Origin of the sequence: Lysinibacillus sp. FSL K6-3209, from assembly GCF_037976175.1 — a bacterium.
In the GTDB taxonomy this organism is placed as follows: Bacteria; Bacillota; Bacilli; order Bacillales_A; family Planococcaceae; genus Lysinibacillus; species Lysinibacillus sphaericus_D.
Window position 1 is genome coordinate 4255149 of the sequence record NZ_CP150264.1, and the last position, 21299, is coordinate 4276447.

At 37.5% G+C, this 21299-nt stretch carries 22 protein-coding genes and 2 other annotated features; of the genes, 7 read left to right on the top strand and 15 right to left on the bottom strand.

Annotated features, from left to right (window positions below):
• Positions 1-253: 253 nt before the first annotated feature.
• Positions 254-658: a GNAT family N-acetyltransferase gene (locus tag MHH88_RS20670; protein ID WP_069508070.1), complete on the bottom strand. Its 405-nt coding sequence runs from the start codon at positions 656-658 to the stop codon at positions 254-256.
• 102 nt (positions 659-760) lie between these two features.
• Complete coding sequence (locus tag MHH88_RS20675) at positions 761-1255, bottom strand: DUF1648 domain-containing protein (protein ID WP_339260391.1); 495 nt, start codon at positions 1253-1255, stop codon at positions 761-763.
• A gap of 321 nt (positions 1256-1576) precedes the next feature.
• Here MHH88_RS20675 and MHH88_RS20680 point away from each other — a divergent pair, with 321 nt between their 5' ends.
• Positions 1577-3271 (top strand): methyl-accepting chemotaxis protein, encoded by a 1695-nt coding sequence (locus MHH88_RS20680; protein WP_339260392.1) that lies wholly within the window; start codon positions 1577-1579, stop codon positions 3269-3271.
• Between the two features lie 85 nt (positions 3272-3356).
• On the opposite strand, the gene MHH88_RS20685 is transcribed toward MHH88_RS20680, so the two are convergent.
• Entirely contained in the window at positions 3357-4112 is a 756-nt protein-coding gene (locus MHH88_RS20685) for an HAD family hydrolase (RefSeq protein ID WP_339260394.1), read from the bottom strand.
• 197 nt (positions 4113-4309) lie between these two features.
• Positions 4310-4592 (top strand) — a binding site (T-box leader).
• 63 nt (positions 4593-4655) lie between these two features.
• On the opposite strand from MHH88_RS20685, the gene MHH88_RS20690 reads away from it, so the two are divergent.
• Positions 4656-6227 carry a 2-isopropylmalate synthase gene (locus tag MHH88_RS20690; protein WP_339260396.1) on the top strand — a complete coding sequence of 524 codons (1572 nt, stop codon included), beginning with the start codon at positions 4656-4658 and terminating at the stop codon, positions 6225-6227.
• Positions 6228-6418: 191 nt separating this feature from the next.
• Here MHH88_RS20690 and metG read toward each other — a convergent pair whose 3' ends face one another.
• The 4 genes from metG to rsgA all read right to left on the bottom strand — a co-directional run bounded on the left by metG (position 6419) and on the right by rsgA (position 10803).
• Positions 6419-8053, bottom strand: coding sequence for a methionine--tRNA ligase (gene metG, locus MHH88_RS20695; RefSeq protein WP_339260398.1), 1635 nt, complete (start codon positions 8051-8053; stop codon positions 6419-6421).
• 159 nt (positions 8054-8212) lie between these two features.
• Positions 8213-8473 (bottom strand) — a binding site (T-box leader).
• 94 nt (positions 8474-8567) lie between these two features.
• Positions 8568-9221 carry an HAD hydrolase-like protein gene (locus tag MHH88_RS20700; protein WP_339260400.1) on the bottom strand — a complete coding sequence of 218 codons (654 nt, stop codon included), beginning with the start codon at positions 9219-9221 and terminating at the stop codon, positions 8568-8570.
• Positions 9222-9236: 15 nt separating this feature from the next.
• A complete protein-coding gene (gene fosB, locus MHH88_RS20705; protein ID WP_339260402.1) occupies positions 9237-9662 on the bottom strand; it encodes a metallothiol transferase FosB in 426 nt (141 codons plus the stop codon).
• A 70-nt stretch (positions 9663-9732) separates the two neighbouring features.
• Complete coding sequence (gene rsgA / locus MHH88_RS20710; RefSeq protein WP_339260404.1) at positions 9733-10803, bottom strand: ribosome small subunit-dependent GTPase A; 1071 nt, start codon at positions 10801-10803, stop codon at positions 9733-9735.
• Between the two features lie 383 nt (positions 10804-11186).
• Between rsgA and MHH88_RS20715 the strand changes: the two genes are divergently transcribed.
• Both MHH88_RS20715 and MHH88_RS20720 read left to right on the top strand, forming a co-directional pair.
• Entirely contained in the window at positions 11187-12269 is a 1083-nt protein-coding gene (locus MHH88_RS20715) for a 3-oxoacyl-[acyl-carrier-protein] synthase III C-terminal domain-containing protein (RefSeq protein ID WP_339260405.1), read from the top strand.
• Between the two features lies 1 nt (position 12270).
• On the top strand, positions 12271-12813 hold the full coding sequence (locus tag MHH88_RS20720) for an isoprenylcysteine carboxylmethyltransferase family protein (protein ID WP_339260407.1): 543 nt from the start codon (positions 12271-12273) through the stop codon (positions 12811-12813).
• 266 nt (positions 12814-13079) lie between these two features.
• On the opposite strand, the gene MHH88_RS20725 is transcribed toward MHH88_RS20720, so the two are convergent.
• Complete coding sequence (locus MHH88_RS20725; protein WP_069508093.1) at positions 13080-14273, bottom strand: GTP-binding protein; 1194 nt, start codon at positions 14271-14273, stop codon at positions 13080-13082.
• Between the two features lie 174 nt (positions 14274-14447).
• On the opposite strand from MHH88_RS20725, the gene rpmG reads away from it, so the two are divergent.
• A complete protein-coding gene (rpmG, locus tag MHH88_RS20730) occupies positions 14448-14597 on the top strand; it encodes a 50S ribosomal protein L33 (RefSeq protein ID WP_004231780.1) in 150 nt (49 codons plus the stop codon).
• A 261-nt stretch (positions 14598-14858) separates the two neighbouring features.
• On the opposite strand, the gene MHH88_RS20735 is transcribed toward rpmG, so the two are convergent.
• From MHH88_RS20735 to MHH88_RS20750, 4 genes are all read right to left on the bottom strand, one after another.
• Positions 14859-15644 carry a hypothetical protein gene (locus MHH88_RS20735; protein ID WP_339260410.1) on the bottom strand — a complete coding sequence of 262 codons (786 nt, stop codon included), beginning with the start codon at positions 15642-15644 and terminating at the stop codon, positions 14859-14861.
• A 14-nt stretch (positions 15645-15658) separates the two neighbouring features.
• Complete coding sequence (locus MHH88_RS20740) at positions 15659-15961, bottom strand: hypothetical protein (RefSeq protein WP_339260412.1); 303 nt, start codon at positions 15959-15961, stop codon at positions 15659-15661.
• Positions 15954-16529, bottom strand: coding sequence for a hypothetical protein (locus MHH88_RS20745; protein WP_339260414.1), 576 nt, complete (start codon positions 16527-16529; stop codon positions 15954-15956). The genes MHH88_RS20740 and MHH88_RS20745 overlap by 8 nt, the downstream gene beginning before the upstream one ends.
• 97 nt (positions 16530-16626) lie before the next feature.
• Positions 16627-17265: a hypothetical protein gene (locus tag MHH88_RS20750; RefSeq protein WP_339260416.1), complete on the bottom strand. Its 639-nt coding sequence runs from the start codon at positions 17263-17265 to the stop codon at positions 16627-16629.
• Between the two features lie 222 nt (positions 17266-17487).
• Between MHH88_RS20750 and MHH88_RS20755 the strand changes: the two genes are divergently transcribed.
• Both MHH88_RS20755 and MHH88_RS20760 read left to right on the top strand, forming a co-directional pair.
• Entirely contained in the window at positions 17488-18504 is a 1017-nt protein-coding gene (locus MHH88_RS20755; RefSeq protein WP_339260418.1) for a hypothetical protein, read from the top strand.
• 306 nt (positions 18505-18810) lie between these two features.
• Complete coding sequence (locus MHH88_RS20760) at positions 18811-19440, top strand: exosporium glycoprotein BclB-related protein (RefSeq protein WP_339260419.1); 630 nt, start codon at positions 18811-18813, stop codon at positions 19438-19440.
• A gap of 86 nt (positions 19441-19526) precedes the next feature.
• On the opposite strand, the gene MHH88_RS20765 is transcribed toward MHH88_RS20760, so the two are convergent.
• The 3 genes from MHH88_RS20765 to MHH88_RS20775 form a co-directional block, all read right to left on the bottom strand.
• Positions 19527-20039 carry a YfiT family bacillithiol transferase gene (locus MHH88_RS20765; protein ID WP_069508109.1) on the bottom strand — a complete coding sequence of 171 codons (513 nt, stop codon included), beginning with the start codon at positions 20037-20039 and terminating at the stop codon, positions 19527-19529.
• A gap of 70 nt (positions 20040-20109) precedes the next feature.
• Positions 20110-20784: a hypothetical protein gene (locus tag MHH88_RS20770; RefSeq protein ID WP_339260421.1), complete on the bottom strand. Its 675-nt coding sequence runs from the start codon at positions 20782-20784 to the stop codon at positions 20110-20112.
• Between the two features lie 6 nt (positions 20785-20790).
• Positions 20791-21258, bottom strand: coding sequence for a GNAT family N-acetyltransferase (locus MHH88_RS20775; protein ID WP_339260423.1), 468 nt, complete (start codon positions 21256-21258; stop codon positions 20791-20793).
• Positions 21259-21299 lie beyond the last annotated feature (41 nt).

Genomic DNA, 21299 nt, shown 5'->3' on the forward strand with positions numbered 1-21299 from the left:
GCGTCATAAAAAGCTACATCATTTGGATTTTCTATCAGTATAGCGCGCAACAAAGGGACCATACGTTCATAGTCTCTTACACATTGGATCCTTACTGTCTTTTTCTTTGCTCTTCCGTCTTATGCAAAATGTCAGCATCCTTCTATTATGTACCCTAAATTTATCACAAAATATTAAAATTAACTCCTATTGTCCAAAATATGTACAAAAAAACGCTTGGATCAATTCACCAAGCGCTTTGTTCTTTCTTTTCTTATCTTCCTGCTTGCATTGCATAATTCCTATAAACCATACCGTTCGTTTTCATCATTCCGAATTTTTCATAGTAAGGTACAAGGTCATCATCACAGCATAAATCAATCATATAAATCTCATCCAGTTCTTTTAGCATTCGACTTACTAATTCCTTGCCTATACCTTTATTTTTGTATTGTGGTAATACTTCCAATAATGGAACATAGGCAGATAAGACACCATCACTTATCGCTGTAATAAACCCTATCACTTCATTTGTGCGCTCATCAATCGCCAAAACTATTTTGCTGCTATTCTCCAACAATCGTAAATGGGTTTGTGGATTAGGTGGACTCGGCCAGCCTACAAAAAAACCATTTAACATATTTGAAGAAATACCTTCAAGTGAATTCTGATAAATCATTTTCTCAACTCCTAATATTTTGGACTATTAGTTAGCTGCAAGAAATCAATAGAACAGTAACAAGCTATTACCTCCAATATGTATAATGAAAACGTGCACTAGTTATTTAATCTTCGAAGAAGCAATTATACCTTTAATAATCGGGATACCTGTACCATTTAGCACAAATGGCAAGAACCACCAACCTAGTCCTTCGATTTTACCTAATGCAACAAGTACTATTTCACAAGAGATGATTGCAAATAAAATTAAGCAAAAGTTTTTTACTTCATTACATAATTTACGACTATTTAAATAAAATGCCTCAACGTTGTGCTCATCTAATCGTGTTGGATAATTATGCATATGTGGCGCTTTCTCAAGGAGCCCTAAAAATATCCACATAAAAATTCCCATACCTGGTAAAATAAATAGTTCTATTTTCGAACCCCATCGGTCAACCTCGCCCTTAGCATTAAAATGTGCTGGGATTTCTTCTGGTAAATTACCCCATTGAAAAATAATAAATAGGATGGATACAGTAAATAACCCGCAACCTATAACGTCCAAAGATTTTTCATACTTGGTTTTTGGTAATTTTAAAATTGGTCGATACATTGTCCCACATCCTTGGTTCACGTTTATGGTATGTATACGGTTGTTTCAACTTTTTAGTTTCAATATAGATTTATATGAAAAACACTATCGCTTAATACCATTTGCTGTATTTTCATTCACTATTCACACAAAATAATACATAAAACTCCGCTTTAAGTAGTATAATCTATAACTTAATTCCCTCTTTATTTCATATTTTTCACTATGAATAAACTCATATTGCTTTTTAAAATCCAAATAATCTGATATAAATGGTATATATACATATTTCACCTTTTTGTAACATTTCTACTAAAATTACTAGGAAAGGACTTTTCAAACATGCGATTTACGATTTATAAAAAATTAATTCTCGGTTTTTTTATAGTTATATTAGTTTTAATAGGCACGATTGCCTTAAATTTTAAACAACTTAATTCAGTAAATGGCACTTATCAAGATTTACTCGAAGAACAAACAAAAAAGTCTATTAGTATACAAGAACTAAGAGTCATTGCAAAACAAGAAATAGTGAGTATGCGTGGCTATCTTTTACTTGGCGATAAACAAAATCGCGAAGGTAATAAATCCGCTCGTGAAGAATTCAAAACAAAATCAGAAAGTTTAATGGCTACATTAGAGTCAAAAAAATCAATTGAACTGTTAGAAGCCGTCAATAAAAGTGAGGAAAATGTTCAGCAATTCGCCGATCGAATGTTTTCATTAAAAGATGCTGGTGAAACAGAACAATATGAAAAATTAGATAGCACACAAGGGCGTCTTATTTTAAAACAATTCGATGAGCGTGTTGAAAACCTTGCCAATTATCAAAGTGAAGCCGTAGAAGCAAAAATAGCTGCTACTTCAAAAGAGATTGATGCCATTAAGATGCAAATGATTTTGCTTGGTATATTTGCCGTGCTCATTAGTCTGATAATTGCAATGATTATGGGAACAATTATTTCTCGCCCTATTAAAGGTATGGCAAAAGCAGCACAAAAAATTGCTGAAGGTGATTTAACGGCTGAGCAAATTCGTATTAGAAATCGCGATGAAGTTGGTGATTTAGCATTAGCCTTTAATCAAATGGCCCAAAATTTAAAAAACTTGATTACCAATGTCAGTCAAAATACGGTGCAAGTAAGTGCCTCTGCGGCTGAATTAACAGCTAGCGCAGATCAAACTATTCAAGCGACTGAACAAATTACTTCTGCTATGCAAGAAGTGGCAAGTGGCTCTGAAGCCCAAGGAAAAAATGCAACTGAAAGCTCGCAAGCTATGAAAAACATGACGAATGGCATTCAACAACTAGCATCGACAACTGCTGCTGTTTCTGAATTGGCTATTGAAACCAATACTGAAGCAAACAAAGGGAATGATTCGCTTCAACGAGTTATTTCACAAATGGATACAATTAATACAGCTGTCTTGGAGTCTGCTACTGTTGTCAAAAAACTAGGAAATCATTCTGTAGAGATTGGCAATATCATTAGCATTATTACTGATATCGCTGAGCAAACTAATTTACTAGCGTTGAATGCTGCTATCGAAGCAGCTCGAGCTGGCGATCATGGTCGCGGCTTTGCAGTTGTTGCTGATGAAGTAAAAAAATTAGCTGAGCAATCGAAGAACTCTGCTGAACAGATTGCCGGTTTAATTTCTGAAATTCAACAGGAAACAAATCGTGCTGTCACTGTGATGGATACTGGTACACAAGAAGTTCAAGTTGGTATGAAGGTTGTTAAAGTGGCAGAGGAAGGTTTTTCAAAAATCGTTGACCTTATTGAGCAAGTTTCCAAACAAATACAAGAAGCAACAACTGTTTCAGAGGAAATGTCCTCAAGTGCTGAACAAATTTACGCATCCTTTGATGACATTGCGACAATTGCCCAAACGTCATCTTCGAACCTACAAAATGTTGCGTCTGCTTCAGAAGAACAACTCGCGACAATCGAAGAGGTTGCAGCTTCTGCCGCTACTTTATCGACAATGGCGGAAGAATTACAATCACAAGTTTCCAAATTTAAAGTTCAATAGCCAAATTGTGTGGGTGACTGGCACCCACACAATAAGCCGCAACTGTCGCTGTCGCGCTGTTTGTTGCGGCTTTTTTGTGTCCTATTCAGTGACTGGCACTCAAACAATTTAACCTTTGGATCATTTCAATTACTGCTGTTTCTTCACTTGGTACTTGTAAAGTTGCAAGCTGGCCTACCTCATGCGCTCCAACACAAACACTGTCTAATGCTTTTACAAACATGGAGGCATCATTTGCGTCATTGCCAAAGGCGATAAATTGATTTTGTTCTACGCCTAATTTCTCCAAGCCTGTCCACTTATTAATTCCGCTTGGGCTTATATCTATTATGTTTTCCGATGCATGTTCATATATCGAAATCGGTAGCTTTTGTAGCTGCGCTACTATTTCTAAGTGATGTGCACCAGGGAACAATACAATTTTTACGATGTCCTTTAGCTCCTGTAATGTCACTTGTTTTGCCAGCTTAAGTGGATCTAAATTTTGATAGATTGGATGTGTCTCACTACCTGTAAAGGCATAATCCCAATCACCGTCCACCAAGTAAGCTAATTGATAAGCCTTTATAATATGCTTAATGTCTTCAACAATATGTCCCTCGAATGCTACTATCTCTTTTATAGCCCCATTGACTGCAACAAATGCTCCATTACCTCCAACCATCGAAAATTGATGCATCGACTCGGGCAATATTGGTAACAAATCTCGAATCGGACGAGCAGAGGCAAAAATTACTTCATGTCCATTCTGTAAACAACTCTCTAATGCCGCTATAATACCAGCACTCAAAGGCTGACCTTTAAAACAAATCGTGCCATCTAAATCAAATACAAATTTCATTGTTTTACCTACTTTCGATGTATATAAAATCCCCCCATATTATCTCATAAAATATACCTTTATTTGTTAAAAATAGCGTGTGAAGATCCGCTGATTCAAAACCTATTAGTACATTTCATCTTTAAAACAGAAAACAAATAATTTTTAGAATATTGTTGACATACTGAAAATATCCACGTATTATAACTAACAACACATTGTAAGCAAAGATTGGAAGTAGTAGAAATGCTCGTGTACTTGTAGAGAGCCGGTGGTTGGTGAAAATCGGTAGACACACATTTTGAACTCATCCATGAGCTACTCCCTGAACTTCATCGAATAAGGCATACGATGCTTAGTAAGTTAAATGCCGGTTTCAACGTAAGGGATGTCGGTTTCCACCGTTATTGGGATAGACAGTGATAGCTGTCGATAAGGGGACTTTTTCTTGAAAGAAAAGGTCAATTAGAGTGGTACCGCGAGCAATAACTCGTCTCTATATTTTGATATAGAGGCGGGTTTTTTTATTTTTTTCATTAATTACAACAAAAGGAGTGTTTGAAAATGGGAAGAAAAATTTGGGTGTTTGATACAACTTTACGTGATGGCGAGCAAGTGCCAGGGGCAAAACTAAACTTATACGAAAAAGTAGAGATTGCACAGCAACTCAAAAAATTAGGCGTCGATATTATCGAAGCTGGTTTCCCTGCTTCATCACAAGGTGACTTTGATGCTGTAAAAGCTGTCGCACAAAAGGTCGGCAATACGAATGACATTATGATTACAGCTTTAGCACGAGCAGTACAGGCTGATATTGATTCGGTATACAACGCTGTAAAATATGCTGAAAATCCAATGATTCATATGGTACTTGGCACTTCAGATATCCATGTTGAAAAGAAATTCAGTAAATCGAAAGATCAAATATTACAAATTGGCGTAGATGCTGTGAAATATGCAAAAACACTTTTACCGCAAGTGCAGTATTCAACAGAGGATGCTTCTCGTTCAGATTTTGAATATCTATGGAAAACAATTGAGGCAGTGATGAAGGCTGGCGCAACGATGATTAACGTGCCGGACACTGTTGGATTTGCTGAACCTGAGGAATTTGGCGCTATGATTTACAAGCTGAATGACCGCATGAAAAATCTAAATGACAGTGTTTTACTAAGTGTACATTGTCACAATGACCTTGGAATGGCAACAGCTAACACACTTGCTGCGATTAAAAACGGGGCAGACAAAGTCGAATGTACAATCAATGGTATCGGGGAACGTGCCGGAAATGCCGCACTCGAAGAAGTAGTTATGGCATTGAAAACACGCAGCTCCATCTACAATGCAAATACACGCATTAACACAAAGGAAATTATGAACACATCACGCCTTGTTTCTAGCTTTATGGGCTTAGATGTACAAGTGAACAAAGCCATTACTGGAGACAATGCATTTGCCCACTCTTCAGGTATTCATCAAGATGGTCTGCTTAAATCTCGCGATGCCTATGAAATTGTCCATCCTGAAGATGTAGGTCTGGATGATATGGAACTTGTTTTAACTGCTCGTTCAGGGCGCCATGCAGTAAAAAATGCACTGGAGAAGTTAGGCTTTTCAAATCTATCGAATGAAGAATTTGAAGGTATCTTTGACGGCTTCTTAAAATTAGCTGATGCCAAAAAAGAAGTTTACGACCACGACTTATATGTCATTGTAGAAAGTTATTATGAAAAGCATGACGCCAATCACGCCAATGCAACTCATTATAGTGAGCAATTTTTTGACATTGTCGATTTACAAGTCGTCAGCAATGCAAGCTTCCCTTCTGCTAGTGTAAAAATTCGCAAAGGTGGCGAAATATTAAAAGCTAGTGCAGTCGGTTCAGGACCGATTGACGCCTTGTATTCTGCCATTGCAGATATTGTACAAATAGATGTAAAACTTGTGGAATATAATATTAACAGCGTATCTCGTGGTAAAGAAGCGCTTGGTAAAGTAAAAATTACAATTGAGCACGAAGGCGCGAAATATATTGCAAAAGCGGCAGATACAGATATTTTAAAAGCTAGTGCAATGGCTTATATCAATGCTATCAACAGCATTGTTGTAGCGAACTTAACACCCGTTACAAACTAAATTTTTTAGGTGACAGGCACTCATACAATTCGCATACAATTCTTATACACTCACATGTGTTTTAAGGGAATATCCATGGAGACTTCAGCGGAATCCGCACAGAACATAAGCCGCCATTACCGCGCATTAGCGAGGATATGGCGGCTTATCATGTGCCCACGGAAAGCACAGTGCCAGTCACCCAAACAATTTTATTGACTGTCGTTAACTAACTTTTGATATTCTTCTTCAATTAGCCCTACATCAAGCCGTTCAAATAACGGTGTTACGTCGGTAATGCTTGTAGGTAGCTCTACTTGCTCATGCCACAGCAATTCAGTTATGCCTAACAAATCCCGAATTTTCTCTGTAGAGAACGGTAAAAATGGCTGTAGCACTTGACCTAAATTTGCAATCATATAAACGCATGTTGCGAGCGTTTGATGGCAATCTTCCAACTTGTCCTTTACTTGTAACCATGGTTGCTGTTCGTCAAAATAGCGGTTGGCTGCGCGAATATATGCAAAAACCCCCTCTAACGCTTGTTTAAAATGTCCCGCTTCAATCGCCACACCGACATCACTAAACAGTTGAATCGTTTGTTTCCTTACAGTCCCATCGACATCCACCTGAGGCACTTGACCATCAAATGACTTCTCGATAAACTTCAACGTGCGATTGACAAAGTTACCGTAAGCGCCTAGCAATTCTCCATTATGACTATAAATAAATTCTCGCCAAGAAAAATCAGTATCTCGGTTTTCCGGCGCATTCATTGTTAAAAAATATCGTATCGAATCTGCATCATAGCGACTTAAAATATATGGCACCCACACCGCCCAATTTTGACTCGTTGATAATTTTCGTTTCTCTAATGTTAAATATTCATTTGAGACAATATGTGTTGGCAATGCTTTTGCCCCAATACCCATCAAAATCGCTGGCCAAATAACTGTATGGAATGGAATATTATCTTTGCCATGCACATAGTAAGCAATAGTTTCTTCATTCCACAAATCTTCAATGGCGATATTATGTTGTTTTGCCCATTCCATACTAGCTGTTAAATAGCCTGCCACCGCTTCAATCCATACATAAATTTTCTTTCCTTCAAAGCCTGGAACAGGTACGTCAACTCCGTTCGGTAAATCACGGGTAACAGCACGATCTGGTACGCCTTCCGCTAAATAACGTTCAGTTAAGCCTAGTGCATTGTCTCGCCAGCGTTTATCTGCTTTTGCTTCATCTAAAAACGTTTCAAGTCTTCCTTGAAATTGACTAAAAGTAAAGTAAAAATGTTCTGTTTCTCGGATAACAGGCTCATTGCCACAAATTTTGCAACGCTTATCAATTAATTCGAGTGGATCTAAAATTTGTGAACAATTATCACATTGATCTCCACGTGCCTTTGCCCCACAATTTGGACAAATACCTTCCACAAAGCGATCAGGTAAAAACTGCTTATCCGTTTCACAATAAGCCTGTTCAATCTTCTTTTTGTATAAATAATTATTTGCTAGCAGTTGTAAAAAAATAGACTGTACCGAATCATGATGGTGCTTTGCATCCGTTCTTGTATACAAATCATACGTAAATCCTAAGTCATGGAAACATTGTGTGAATTCATTATGGTATTGGTTTGCGATTGCTTCTGTCGTCGTATTTTCCTGTGCTGCTCGAATCGAAATTGGCGTACCATTACAATCACTTCCTGAAACATACAATACTTGCTCACCTTTTTGTCGGTAATATCTAGCCAAAATATCACCTGGTAATAATGCAGCGATATGCCCTAAATGCAATGAACCATTCGCATACGGCCACGCTCCTCCAATTACAATTGTCATCTTAAGTTACTCCCCTCAATCTTCCAAATTTCTTGTTATGCGGATAACATGTTACAACTATCTGCAACCTTATCTTCATTCAGCGCTTATTAGAATTTTTCTCCTAAATTTTAATAGCTAACGCTTTTTGAAGATAAAAAAAACGCCCTAATCATGACTGATTAGGACGAGTATACCCGTGTTACCACCTATATTTACAAATAGCTCACACTATTTGCCTTATTCAGTACGTCTTGCATTTAAATAAGAGATACTGCCGCTGTTGTAACGAGTGCCCACCTCGTCGTAATCTACTCGCAAAAAGCTTTCGGTACGAAGCTCAAAGGTCATTTTCAAAAGGGTTCATTTACCTCATTTCCACCAACAGAGGCTCTCTATTAAATGCTTGTCCAATTTACTTTTCCTTCTCAACGCTTTTATTATAGTTTGGCACTATTTTACTCTTTCCCCTTATGAAATGCAACGTAAACATTCACGAGCTTGCAATAGATGGATGAAGAACAATGATACATTTTTATAAAATCGTCGCAAGTTCAGATGGTATTTCCTGTAGATTATCTATCACAATATGCGCCTTTTGTAATTCGGATTCTTGAGCAAAATCAAAGCGTACAGCGATTGAAAATAGCTGATTATCTCGTGCTGCTTGGATATCTGATGAACGATCCCCGACAACAGCGCCAGCTTGAATGGAATTTTCTTCGATTACACTTCTTACTAAATCAGATTTATGACCACTTGGAATAGACTGAATACTGTATGTTCCTTCTATAAAACGGTTCAGCTTATATGTTTCAACGATTGCTTGCAAGTACTCTTTTTGTCCGTTGCTCGCTATGTATAAATGATAGTCGTTTGCTAAAGTAGCGAGTGTTTGTTCTGCATTTGGATACAATGCGCCTTTGCCGTTTCGTATTAGCTCGATAAGCTTTTCATGAAATAAAACATTACTAGCTTCACGCACCTCTAATGTGTGCATAGGGCATAATGTTTCCCATACAACAGGCAACGTAACCCCCATAATTTCACGATATTGAGCAATGGGTGTTTCCCCCTGCCATAATCCCTTTGTACGTAGCACATCGAATGTCGCAGAAAGAGCCGGCTCCAAAATAAGATTTGTTTGAAATAATGTGCCATCCATATCAAAAATAATTGCTTTTTTCATACTACCACTCCTTTTTTAATTATTGAAAAACTCCATATGCGGTTTTTCTTTTTTATAGTACGCTAAGCGATCCTGCAAAGTACCTGTATGGAATTCAAATTTATGACCATCAGGATCGGTGAAATAGATAGATTGTTTATCTAGCTCATCTCTTAGCCTACCCTCTAAAATATTGACTTTATAATGTACAAGCTTTTCATAGATCGTATCGAAATCTTTTGCATCAATAGAGAAAGCAATATGTGTATAGGACTGGTGAATGTCGTTACGTGGAATATTCGCTTCCTCATTTAACGCAAACCAAAGCCCATTTACATCAAAATAGGCAGTGCTTCTCCCTTTCACTAAAAGCTTGGCATCAAAAACATTTTGGTAAAACGCTATAGATTGCGCTAAATTTGAAACAGAAAATAAAAAATGATTAATAGTTTGTATAGTCATACTACATCTCCTCGAACAATTAGATAGCAACTCCGCAGTCATTGCGAAGTTGCTCCTTAACGTTTCTCGACTATTTCTTTCCCTTCTTTAACCCTTTCGCAATTTGCTTCCATTTGCGTTGCTCATTCAGTTTTGCTTGCACATTCGTTTTCCGCTCTATAAAAGCAAGTTCTTTTTGCAATTTAAAATAGCTTTGTAAGCGTGATGGTTCAAGCGTTCCATCTAAAATGGCTTGCTGTACAGCGCAATGCGGCTCTTTATGGTGGGTACAATCCCTGTAACGACATGTAGTCGCAAATTCTTCAATATCACGGAAACTAGAAGAGAGACTTTCACTTTGATCCCATAATTGCAATTCACGCATCCCTGGCGTATCAATTAAGCAACCGCCACTCGGCAGTACAATTAATTCCCGATGTGTTGTTGTATGGCGACCTTTCGCATCATCTTCTCGTATAGCTGAAACTTTCATCAGCTCTTCTCCATTTAAAGCATTCATTAAAGTAGATTTCCCCGCACCCGATGAACCGAGCAGTGCACCCGTCACCCCTTCCGTAAAGAGCATCTGAATAGCTTCTATCCCTTCACCTGAACGAGCACTAGTTACAAAAATATCTACTCCAAATGCGACATGCTCAACCTCACGTACCATGCTCGGTATATCCTCACATAAATCGGCCTTTGTTAGGACAACTACCGGCTTAGCCCCTGAATCCCAAGCGGCTACTAAATAGCGTTCTAAACGGCGAATATTAAAATCGGCATTTAAGCTCATGACAAGAAGAACGATATCAACATTTGACGCGACTATTTGTTCTTTTATTTCTAATCCTGCCACCTTGCGAGAAAAAACGGACTTGCGATTAAATAATTTATGAATAATTGCCTTTTCTTCTCCTGCCATCTTCTCCACTAGTACCCAATCCCCAACTGCTGGATAGTCTTCTCTAGCGAGTGATGTATACGCAAAATGCCCAGCGATGGTCGCTAACCATTCCCCATCTTCAGCTAATACACGGTATGAATGTTTATGCTCCAAAGCAACCCTTGCAGGTACGCAATTTGCTAACTTTGTTTCCTCTTTAAATGCAGTGAATTGCTCTTGAAAATATGTTGAAAAACCTAAAGTTGTTAATTTCAATTGTTAGTCCTCCTAAATGTGTCTATCCATTACGCCTCTTAATGCGTTACAAACATAAAAAAACTTTGCAACTGCATTTCGGCAGTTACAAAGTTTCACAGGCACGTTTAAGGGAATATACAATTATAGCCATTGCCACATAGTAGTATTTCACGCTACAAAGCAAGGTCAAATTGTATATTTTAGGCGTGTGAAATTGAACAAACCGAAATGCAGTTCGTTAAAAACGGCTCTATTCATCATGTCACATCACCTACTTCCAATTTAGATGTTTCCAATATATCTAATTTTTTCAAAATTGTCAAATCGTTCTATCGAAGCATGTATGCCCTTCCTATCTGCATATAATGTACAAGACCCCAATTTACGAAGGAGATGTTGAATTGTCAAAAATTATTTCGATCAGTACATATCAACCACCTTATACATTGCAACAAGCGAATGCAGAGGCGTTAACAAAGGAACTATTTTACGAAAAAATCCCCAAATTAGAGCGTTATTTAAAAGTATTCGATAGTGGTGGCATCCATACTCGCCATTTCTGTGTACCAGCCGAATGGCACCGCAATGAGCATACTTTTGAAGAGCGAAACAATCTGTATATAGCGTTAGCAACGCAATATAGTGTTGAGGTCATTCAAGCTTGTTTACAAAATGAATCATTTTTAGAAGCACCGATTTCTCCTAACGAAATAGATGCCATTATTTTCGTAAGTAGTACGGGCATCTCTACACCAAGCATCGATGCCAGAATTATGAATCAACTACCTTTTTCGGAGCGGTTAAAGCGTGTTCCTCTATGGGGGTTAGGTTGTGCTGGTGGAGCAGCTGGCATAAGTCGTGCCTATGATTATTGCAAAGCACATCCTCAAGCAAAGGTGCTTGTTGTATGTGTTGAACTTTGTAGCTTAACCTTTCAACAAAACGATTTTTCAAAAAGTAATTTAATCGGTGCATCCTTATTCGCAGATGGTGCAGCTTGCATACTCGTTTGCGGAGACGATGCAGCAATACAGACGAAGAAAGCCTTGCCTTCGATTGTTACGACTGGCTCGAAGTGGATGCCTGATTCGGAAAATGTGATGGGCTGGAATATAAAAAATAACGGGCTTCATGTTGTTTTCCAGAAAAGTATTCCAGCGATTATTACGAGTTGGCTAGGCCCTTTCATTGAACAATTTTTAGTTGAACAACATCTTTTCAGCGAACAGCTCGATCATTTTATTGCACATCCTGGAGGTAAAAAAGTGTTAAAAGCCTATGAGGATGCGCTATATCTTTCTGAACAAAAAACCGACATTTCTCGGGAAATATTACGCAAGCACGGTAATATGTCCTCGCCTACCGTATTATATGTACTCGAACAATTTATGTTAAACGAAGGACAGGTAGATGATATGGGGTTGCTTGTCGCCCTTGGTCCTGGCTTCTGTGCGGAAGTTGTATTACTTAAATGGAGGGAGTAGTATGCTATTTTACTTTATTTTAATTCTTGTTATTCTACAAAGATTAACAGAGGTTTTCATAGCCAAACGCCATGAAAAATGGATGCTTGCAAAAGGTGCCTATGAAGTAGGTGAATCACATTATTCCTATATGGTTGCCATGCATGTATGCTTTTTTCTATTTTTGATTATTGAAGTTGTTACAAATAATATTGGTCCATCGCCCTTATTTCCGTTATTTTTCTTATTATTTCTCTTAGTGCAAGCTTTACGTATTTGGTGTATCCGATCATTAGGACCTTTTTGGAATACGAAAATTTTGATTTTACCAGGTGCAGAAGTTGTCAGGAAGGGACCCTATTCATTTATGCGCCACCCTAATTATGCCGTTGTTAGTTTAGAAATTCTGCTGCTGCCTATTATGTTTCAAGCTTATTTTACAGCATTTTGTTTTACGCTCTTAAACATTACAATGCTGTCTGTACGAATTCCTATAGAGGAAAAAGCATTGCGAGATGCGACGAACTATAATCATGTATTTAAAAAGGATCTACCACAAAAGTAATGTGGTAGATCCAGCTTGTTTCCTACAGTAATCTATATTCCATGCTTTATTACTAAATCCAGCGAGCCCGAACACTGCGCTTTTCATAGGCAAACGCCGAATCTCATTAATTGCCGTTACGGGTTGCTCGCTTTTTTGCGGGCGTGGCTTAAGCCTCACGCTTTTCCGCAGGAGTCGAGCAACCCCTTCATTTTGATTAAACGTTATAGCTCGTTAACTCCTATCATTAAAAGTAAGCTGAACAGGTAACCTACTATTTAGCCTCTTTAACTCCACTCCCAATTAAAAGGATCCTCTAGCTGTTCCCAAGGCTCGGCAAACTCATTCGTTGTCAAAAGGCATGCATCAAGCTCTTTTGTAATTTCTTCTTGATCTAAGTCTATCCCTATAATGACTAACTGTGTCATACGGTCACCGAACTCTTCATCCCAATCGTCCAATACCTCTGGGCTTTGTAAAAAGACATCCTGTTGCTGTGCTGTAGGTAAAGCTGCTACCCAATAAGAAACAGGTTCAATTTTCGCAGACGAACCTGCTTGTGACAGCAATAATGCCACATCTTGATGCCTCGCACTCCAAATAATACCCTTGGCACGGACAATTGATGCTGGCATATTATCACACCACTCTACAAAGCGCATTGGATGGAAAGGGATTTTACGCTTATAAGTGAATGAAGTAATACCGTACTCTTCTGTCTCTGGTGTATGATTTTCATGACCGAGTTCTAACTCTTTTAACCAACCTGCCGATTCTGATACTCTCTCAAAATCGAATCTTCCTGTATTTAAAATTTCAATTGGCTCTATTACCCCATTAATAGTACGAATAAGCTTTGCCTCAGGTTGTAGTGCTCGCAAAATACGTTCTAGTCTTTCAAGCTCCTCTTCTGTTACGAGATCACACTTGTTCAGCACTAAAACATCACAAAATTCAATCTGGTCAATTAATAAATCTGCTACATCGCGTTCATCTAATTCACCAACTGCTTCCTTACGCTCCAATAGACTTTCACCTGACTGAAAATCATGCCAAAAACGATTAGCATCGACTACAGTTACCATTGTATCGAGTTTGCAGAACTTCGTTAAATCAATGCCAAGCTCCTCGTCTAAATAACTAAAGGTTTGTGCAACTGGTATTGGTTCACTAATACCTGTCGACTCAATTAAAATATAATCAATAGTCCCTAGCTTTGCGAGACGCTCTACTTCTTGTAGTAAATCTTCACGTAGTGTGCAACAAATACAGCCATTCGAAAGCTCTACGAATTTTTCCTCTGTTCGAGAAATACCGCTCCCATTTGCAATCAACTCTGCATCAATATTAATTTCACTCATATCGTTGACAATAACAGCTACACGCATGTTTTTTTCATTTTGTAACACATGATTCATTATCGTCGTTTTACCCGAACCTAAATAACCACTTAATACAGTCACTGGAATTTTATTTGTCATTTTACAACCTCCATCAATATAAATCGTAATCATTACTATTTATAGTTTGTAATTTAATCATAAAAAATATAAAAATGCAATGCATAACTTTTTGTAACGCAAAACATTGACAATGGAATGTAAACATTATATTATCTAAAGCGTAATAATTACGATTTAAAAGGAGTCGATAAGATGCGTGTTCAAGTTACTTTAGCCTGCACTGAAACAGGCGATAAAAATTACATTACAACGAAAAACAAACGAAATAATCCTGAAAGACTGGAGTTAAAGAAATATTCACCCCGTTTGAAGCGTGTTACATTACACCGAGAAACAAAATAATAACAGCGCTTAATTTTGCGTAACATTTATTTATAGAAAAAAATAGCTTAAGGCTGTGCCATGATGTTTGTACGCAGGCACACGATAAGCCGCAACTCGCTGGTTCACGTTAGTTGCGGCTTCCATTTGAGCATTTTGAGCATCATTTCTATGTCCTCCATAATCAACTATTAGTGAGCCCTATATTTTTTGATTTTACATAGGAGGATCCATCCATCCTTATTCCACATATAAACCACTTAAATGATGCCAGCACCTATTTTACATCGATTGATTGGCATTGATTTCTATAACAAGTTGGTTTAATTGTTGCTCTAAGTCATCCAGTATACGTACTTTCTTTTCTAGCTGCTCTTCAAAATCAATTGATTGAGCTATTATTTTCTCAATCTTAGCGTTTAACTCGGATAGTTGCATTGTACTTACTGTGGCCTTTTCATTCGATACGGCTTCCGCATTTGTTTTTCTATTTTTTATTTCCATTAACTCTATGGACAATCTATGGATTTCATCGTTTCTTTCTGCTAGTTCTTTAACTAAATAATCATAGACATTATTTGTGTCATCTCGCTGTAAAGTATCCATTATCGAATTCACTTTTGCATTGAGTTCTTTCGTAAATGTACTTAACTGTATTTCAAGATTCTCTATAGCACGCTTATCATCTACTGCTATATCCTGATGGGCCTGCTTACTTGTATACTGTAACTGTTTATTTTCTGTACGTAAGCGCTCTATTTCTTTTAATAGTAGGTCTATCGAGGCAATATGTTTTTGTCGTTGAATCTCTCTTTTTTGTCTATCTTCCTCATAGGCCTTTGACTCCTTTTCAAACGTTCTCTTCAATTTCATACGATCCATTGAAAGTTCTTTATTTTGCCTTGTCAGTCGGACATTTTCTCGCTCAAGTCTTAGTACGAGTGAATAATAATCGCTATCTCTAAGTCGATTTATTTCGTTTTTATATTTCGCAAGCTCTGCTCTTAAAAAAATAATCATTTGCTGTAGCTGTATAGGATCGTTATTTTTAACGCTTTGATTATCCACGTTAGTACCTCCTATCACGATAGCTTTTTCAAAAGATCTATTATTTCCTCAAACTGCACTTTTGTTTCCTCAATCATTTCATCTAACTGCTTTGCCATACTCAATTCAATCTGCCCATTGCCATTCTCTACTGGTACTCTCTTGTCTCCGGATAGCAAGGAGGCAAGCAATAGTTGCAACGTGCTTTTTTCTAGAAAAGCAAAACTATTATCTTCCTCCTTTTTAAAGTCTGAGACATTTATAAGCTGATCTTTCATATATTGTCGCACGATTTGCTCAAGACCTATCTCTCGTTTTTGTTCCTCTAATTCACCCATCTTGGCCCTCCTTTACACTGCTCATTCCATTAAGATTAATAGGATTTAGCACGAAGACACCTTCTTGTAGCTCATCACAATATGTAAATCCCGTGATTGTACCAGCATAGGATAAATGATGGGACCATTTAATTTGGAAATTAGTAAATGAAATCGTCTCATTTGGCTCAATTATTGTTTTTCCTAATGGTTTAAGCCAAAACTCTGTCTTGTTAGAAGTATCATGTATTCGTTCCCAACTACCAGAAGTTTTTAAATTTTGATTAAAATGCTCATAAACATACCTTCCTGAAAACGAAAAAGGGGAATCTTCAGGTAGCTTTATACAAATATACGGGTTTGTTAGTGGTTGATTACCGATATTGCGAATATGATAAGAGCCGAGACATAGGCTTTCTTGGTCAGCATCATATGAAATATTTAGTGACGTTGTAAAATAACTAACGATACTTACTTCCTTTCTTGGGTCGAGCTCTTCCACCAGTCTTTTCATTTCATCGACATAGAATGCTGTTTGTTCTTTCAGCTTCTTTATTTTTTCTTGCACAGACTCTTTATGAATACTCATAATTACGGCCCCCTCGCCTATATAATAAGTAACCAAAATAAAAAAGAGAGGATAATCCTCTCTTTATGTTATGACAACTTCTTATGTGTTAGCACCATTACCCCATCGTTGGGAAAATAACGGAGCATTGCTTTGGACGAACCGCAGTTGGGCATGAGAATGGTAAATCTGCTCTTGGTTCGCAGTAGTTTGCTAAAAACTCTACAGTAACTGGGAATGTAGATTGAATACTTTGACATACTGCTACTGTAATTGTTAACGCAGAAAACGTAATTGTTCCAGTACCAGCAGTAAGCGTACCTGTTGTGCACACGAAGCAATCTAAATCTGTATAAAGAATTTCAACATCTGTTCCTTTAGGAGCACATAATGTAACTTGTTCACAACGTGATACCGGAATCTCACTGCTTGTAAACACTGTACCAGTTGGTAAAGTAACAACAATTGTAAGAATGAAGTTCTTTTGAATATTTAAGTGTTGCAGACAAACTGTTGATCCATCAATAGAGAATTGACGATTCTCACGATTTAGAATCACGATTGGGTTTGTCGCAGCCGGAGTTACTCTACACGTAACAGTTGCACCTGTTAAAACTGTCGTTGGTGTTAAACCAGGGAAAGTAATGGCACCTGTTGGCGAAATATCAAATGACATTTCCTTTACAATCCAGTCATATACCTTATCGACATTTATACAAATTAGTTCGCGCGCCTGGGATGGCATATTATCTTGCATCCTTTTGACACCTCCATAAGTTTTTTATCTTTCGTTTGTATCATATGTTTTTTAGCGTTAAGTGCATGGGCTAACAAATAATTTACAGGATATTTATTCAAGAGATGTGTTGTCATGTAGTGGATAGAGTACTTTGCTTTCTTCACGGCTGATTAAATGGTTTTGTAACAGAAAGTAGAGTTTTTTAATAAAATACTAATGGACTGAAAGGGGTGAAATGCAATGGAAGATTCGAAGTTGTACTCCACTCAAGACATTGAAAAATTGAAAGAAAAAATTGATGCCTATAGAGAAACGTTAACTACTTTAAAAGCGGGTACTTCAATTGAAGATTATTTATTCGTGAAGAATGAGTTTGAGGAGCTGAAAACGCAAATCGCCCATATAGAGGGCTTAACTGAAACAATTGATGATAAACAAAGCTTACAAATTAAAGAATACGAGGACCAAGTAAAGCAGCTTTCAATTCAAATACAATCCCTTAATCAAACAATAGAAGAAATGAATCAGGAAATTTTAGCCGTATTAAATAAAATAATAACGGTTGATAACCATGTAGTACCCACGCCAACAGATAATCATTTTACGAATGTTGATGAAAGCTCATTAAAAAATATTGCCAACCCTACAAAAAAGCTTTTAGAAGAAATTGCTCAAACAGCTGTACAACCATCATTACCTACAACCGAACCAACTTATCAATTTCTTCAAAGTTTGGCTGGCAAAGCAACAAATATAAACACTGGCATGCATCTTCCACCTAATCCTAATCCCGATAAAAAACATGAAGAACGTCATTTCAACCAGCATTATTTTCAATCAATTAATACCCATCCAAGTCATATTCACAACGGTTTATATCGAAACACTACTGCAGAATCTACTTTTCACTTTAAAAATGCAGCAGATACACAAGGGGTCCCTGTAAGCATCTTAGAAACAAATAGTTTAACAGCGCCAATAGCTAACGACTTGGTGCTAACAGAATCTTCTTCATTAGTTCAGGCAACATTAGATACTCCAAATGTGCCTCCTGCTATGGAAGCTGAAACAGTCGACAACAATGATTTAGTTATAGAAGAACATACGCCGCTTATAGCAAAGAATGAAGAAGCTAGCAACCAACTAGAAATCGTTGAAAAGGTAATGGTAGAAGAATCAATAGAAGAAGTCATAGAAGTAGAGCAAAAAAAAGAAAAAAATTCTTTATTTTTCAATCTATTTCGTAGACGTAATTAGTTTGAACGCCTCGGAGGAACAACCATTCATCAAAAAGAAAATAGCTATTACAATTCCTATATGAAGCGGTCCAATAAGTATTAACCATACATATTGGACTTTTTCATGTCCACATTTCCCTCATTTACATTGATCTTAGCGTATTATTAGCTGTGACATTTATCAAATAGACGATAGACTATTATGTTACGCCCTAAAACCTTTCTTTAGTTTTTAATGAAGATAAAAATAGCTTTACGTATGTAGTTAATAGCCCTTTTACTCTATTCCTATATGAATAGAATAATGAAGAAAGGAGGTGTAAATATGTTCTTAAATGATCCTATGTCTAATAGCGGATGTGGTTGCTCATCTAGAGGTATGGAATGTCATGCATTAGGTCCATTTTTAGCGGTTGATGCTGCATGTATCACACCATCACAACCAGCTACAGGCGGTTCCATTATTCCATTCTCTTCTGGGGTTACACCTGTTGTGTTAACTTCTTTAGTTACTGGGCTAATCGCTACACCATCCCTTATCGGATTCGGTACTGCAGTTCCTGGTGTAACGCTTGTAGGTAATACACTTGACTTATCAGGCGTTGTAACAGAGGCATTTACAGTACCACGTGCAGGTAGTATTACAGGTTTATCTGCATCATTCTCTGCTACAGTTGCCATTGCTCTAGTGGGCTCTACTACAGTTACTGCGACAATCTATCGTGCACCTGCTGGAAGTACGACTTATACTGCTACAGATGCTACAGTTAACTTAGCTCCAGCATTTACAGGAGCAATAGCACTAGGTGCTACAGCGTTTGGTTCAGGCAGTTTTGCACCGGTAGCAGTTTCTGCTGGTGACAAACTAGTAATGGTGTACTCCATTACTACGACTGGTGTAGCTGTTGCTCAAGTACTTACTGGTACTGCAAGTGCAGGTATTACAATTGTATAATTTGACACATGTTTAGTAGCATGCATTAACAAATAAATTAAGAGGCGACTTTCTCTCAAACATGAGAAAAAGTCGCCTATTTTTATCTATTTTGCAAGTGCATTGTGTATATGAGCAAGATGATGCTTCCCATGCCAAGCGTACATAGCGAGTGCTTTTTCAAGCGTCATGAACCCGTTATCTGGATGGTGAAATGCACTTTGTAATTGTTCATCGGTTAAACTTGTCAGCAAATAGACCCACCGTTCGTGTAAACTTTCTAGCAACTTGTAGGAAGTCGCAACTGGCATATCTGAATCAGGGAGCATTGCCCAATGTTCTTCATTATAGGGCTTAATTGTCGGTGTATCTTCAGTTAAAGCTAACTTAAAGCGAATAAAACTATTCATATGACTATCCGCTAGATGATGGACTAATTGTGTGACTGTCCAACCGTTCTCTCGATAGGATTTTGCTAATGATTGTTCACTTGCTCCACTTAATGCTTCCGCTAATTGCCTCGGCAATAAACGGATATCATCAATCCATTTCTGTACATGCTGTGCGGTCACTACTTCCGGAAATCGAAATTGTCCAATTGGATATCGTAAATCGTTCATTTAGCTCGCCCCCGTTTCTATTTCTAAATTCATTATACTACCAATGTAAAAGTTTCATCTCATTTTCATTTTAATTTTTATCGGCGATTACACTTTTTTTATCAACGATTCCCCCAAATTCCACTAACGATAGCAATGGGTGTGTAATCGCTACACCGAACTCCTCTTTAAATTGTTGCGCAGCCTCCACCATCGAAAGCTGGGCAACAGCAATTTGCAACTCATCACTCATAATTCCCCGGAAATATTGGATAATTGCATTGTTATACGCAGCCTTATTCCCTTGCATAATCAGATCAAATGTATTGTCTATTACCTTCACCTGTACATTGATGGTCTTCTTATGGAGCTTCGCATATTGGTAAAGTCTCTCCATCGTTCCATCTACCGTTGCAGGGTTTGTAAAAAGAATTGTTTGGGGTTGCGTCTCTTCACAAATCGTTTGAAAGAAAGGTTCATCTATTTTTATAATCGGTATAGACATTGACAGCTGTTGTTCCATTAACAATGCAATGTAATTTGTACATGTAATCAAAATGACATCGACATTACAGCTTGCTATCCACTCCAATTGTTCTTTTACCTTTAAGGACAAATGATCTGTACCCTTCTCCACATGCTGGATTAGTCCCGGATCAACAAAATGCACTAGCTCAATCTCTTGAAAACCATTAAATGCTTGCTCTATGTAGTCTATATTTGAATGATGTGCATGCAAACAGCCTATTCTTTTTTTCAAATACATGCCCCCCTATAGTGTCTTCTCCATTGTTACAACAGGAAGCGTAATACCATTAAGATTTTCTGCCATCGTTTCTTTCGTAATAACATATCCCAATGAACGATATAATTCAATATTACGTGGTACACTCATACGCACCTTACATTCACTTATAATTTTGCCTTGAGCACGAGCAAAATTTTCTACTTCAGCTATCAATGTCTTGGCCAATCCTAGCCCTTGCTTTTCTGGAATCACCGATAATCGGAAGAAATAAATACCCTCATCATTCAACGTAAATCGAACCATAGCGACAGGTTCATTTTCCATATAACTAATAAATGCTTGCTCGCCATTATTTAGCGCCTGTTCAATTGAATCAACTGTTTCACTTAATGCACTAGATGGCGGTGTTGCATGTTCATATTCTTTAAAAGCTTGCATCATGACCTTATGCACTATGTGTGCATGTTGACTATCTGCTAAAATAACACCCACTTAAATCACACCTTTTTGATTTTAAATACATATTATTGCAT

Bases quoted from the DNA above. Each gene is read 5' to 3' on its own strand.
- MHH88_RS20670 (WP_069508070.1), bottom strand. From the start codon at position 658: ATGATTTATCAGAATTCACTTGAAGGTATTTCTTCAAATATGTTAAAT.
- MHH88_RS20675 (WP_339260391.1), bottom strand. From the start codon at position 1,255: ATGTATCGACCAATTTTAAAATTACCAAAAACCAAGTATGAAAAATCT.
- MHH88_RS20680 (WP_339260392.1), top strand. From the start codon at position 1,577: ATGCGATTTACGATTTATAAAAAATTAATTCTCGGTTTTTTTATAGTT.
- MHH88_RS20685 (WP_339260394.1), bottom strand. From the start codon at position 4,112: ATGAAATTTGTATTTGATTTAGATGGCACGATTTGTTTTAAAGGTCAG.
- MHH88_RS20690 (WP_339260396.1), top strand. From the start codon at position 4,656: ATGGGAAGAAAAATTTGGGTGTTTGATACAACTTTACGTGATGGCGAG.
- metG (WP_339260398.1), bottom strand. From the start codon at position 8,053: ATGACAATTGTAATTGGAGGAGCGTGGCCGTATGCGAATGGTTCATTG.
- MHH88_RS20700 (WP_339260400.1), bottom strand. From the start codon at position 9,221: ATGAAAAAAGCAATTATTTTTGATATGGATGGCACATTATTTCAAACA.
- fosB (WP_339260402.1), bottom strand. From the start codon at position 9,662: ATGACTATACAAACTATTAATCATTTTTTATTTTCTGTTTCAAATTTA.
- MHH88_RS20720 (WP_339260407.1), top strand. From the start codon at position 12,271: ATGCTATTTTACTTTATTTTAATTCTTGTTATTCTACAAAGATTAACA.
- MHH88_RS20725 (WP_069508093.1), bottom strand. From the start codon at position 14,273: ATGACAAATAAAATTCCAGTGACTGTATTAAGTGGTTATTTAGGTTCG.
- rpmG (WP_004231780.1), top strand. From the start codon at position 14,448: ATGCGTGTTCAAGTTACTTTAGCCTGCACTGAAACAGGCGATAAAAAT.
- MHH88_RS20740 (WP_339260412.1), bottom strand. From the start codon at position 15,961: ATGGGTGAATTAGAGGAACAAAAACGAGAGATAGGTCTTGAGCAAATC.
- MHH88_RS20745 (WP_339260414.1), bottom strand. From the start codon at position 16,529: ATGAGTATTCATAAAGAGTCTGTGCAAGAAAAAATAAAGAAGCTGAAA.
- MHH88_RS20750 (WP_339260416.1), bottom strand. From the start codon at position 17,265: ATGCAAGATAATATGCCATCCCAGGCGCGCGAACTAATTTGTATAAAT.
- MHH88_RS20755 (WP_339260418.1), top strand. From the start codon at position 17,488: ATGGAAGATTCGAAGTTGTACTCCACTCAAGACATTGAAAAATTGAAA.
- MHH88_RS20760 (WP_339260419.1), top strand. From the start codon at position 18,811: ATGTTCTTAAATGATCCTATGTCTAATAGCGGATGTGGTTGCTCATCT.
- MHH88_RS20765 (WP_069508109.1), bottom strand. From the start codon at position 20,039: ATGAACGATTTACGATATCCAATTGGACAATTTCGATTTCCGGAAGTA.
- MHH88_RS20770 (WP_339260421.1), bottom strand. From the start codon at position 20,784: ATGTATTTGAAAAAAAGAATAGGCTGTTTGCATGCACATCATTCAAAT.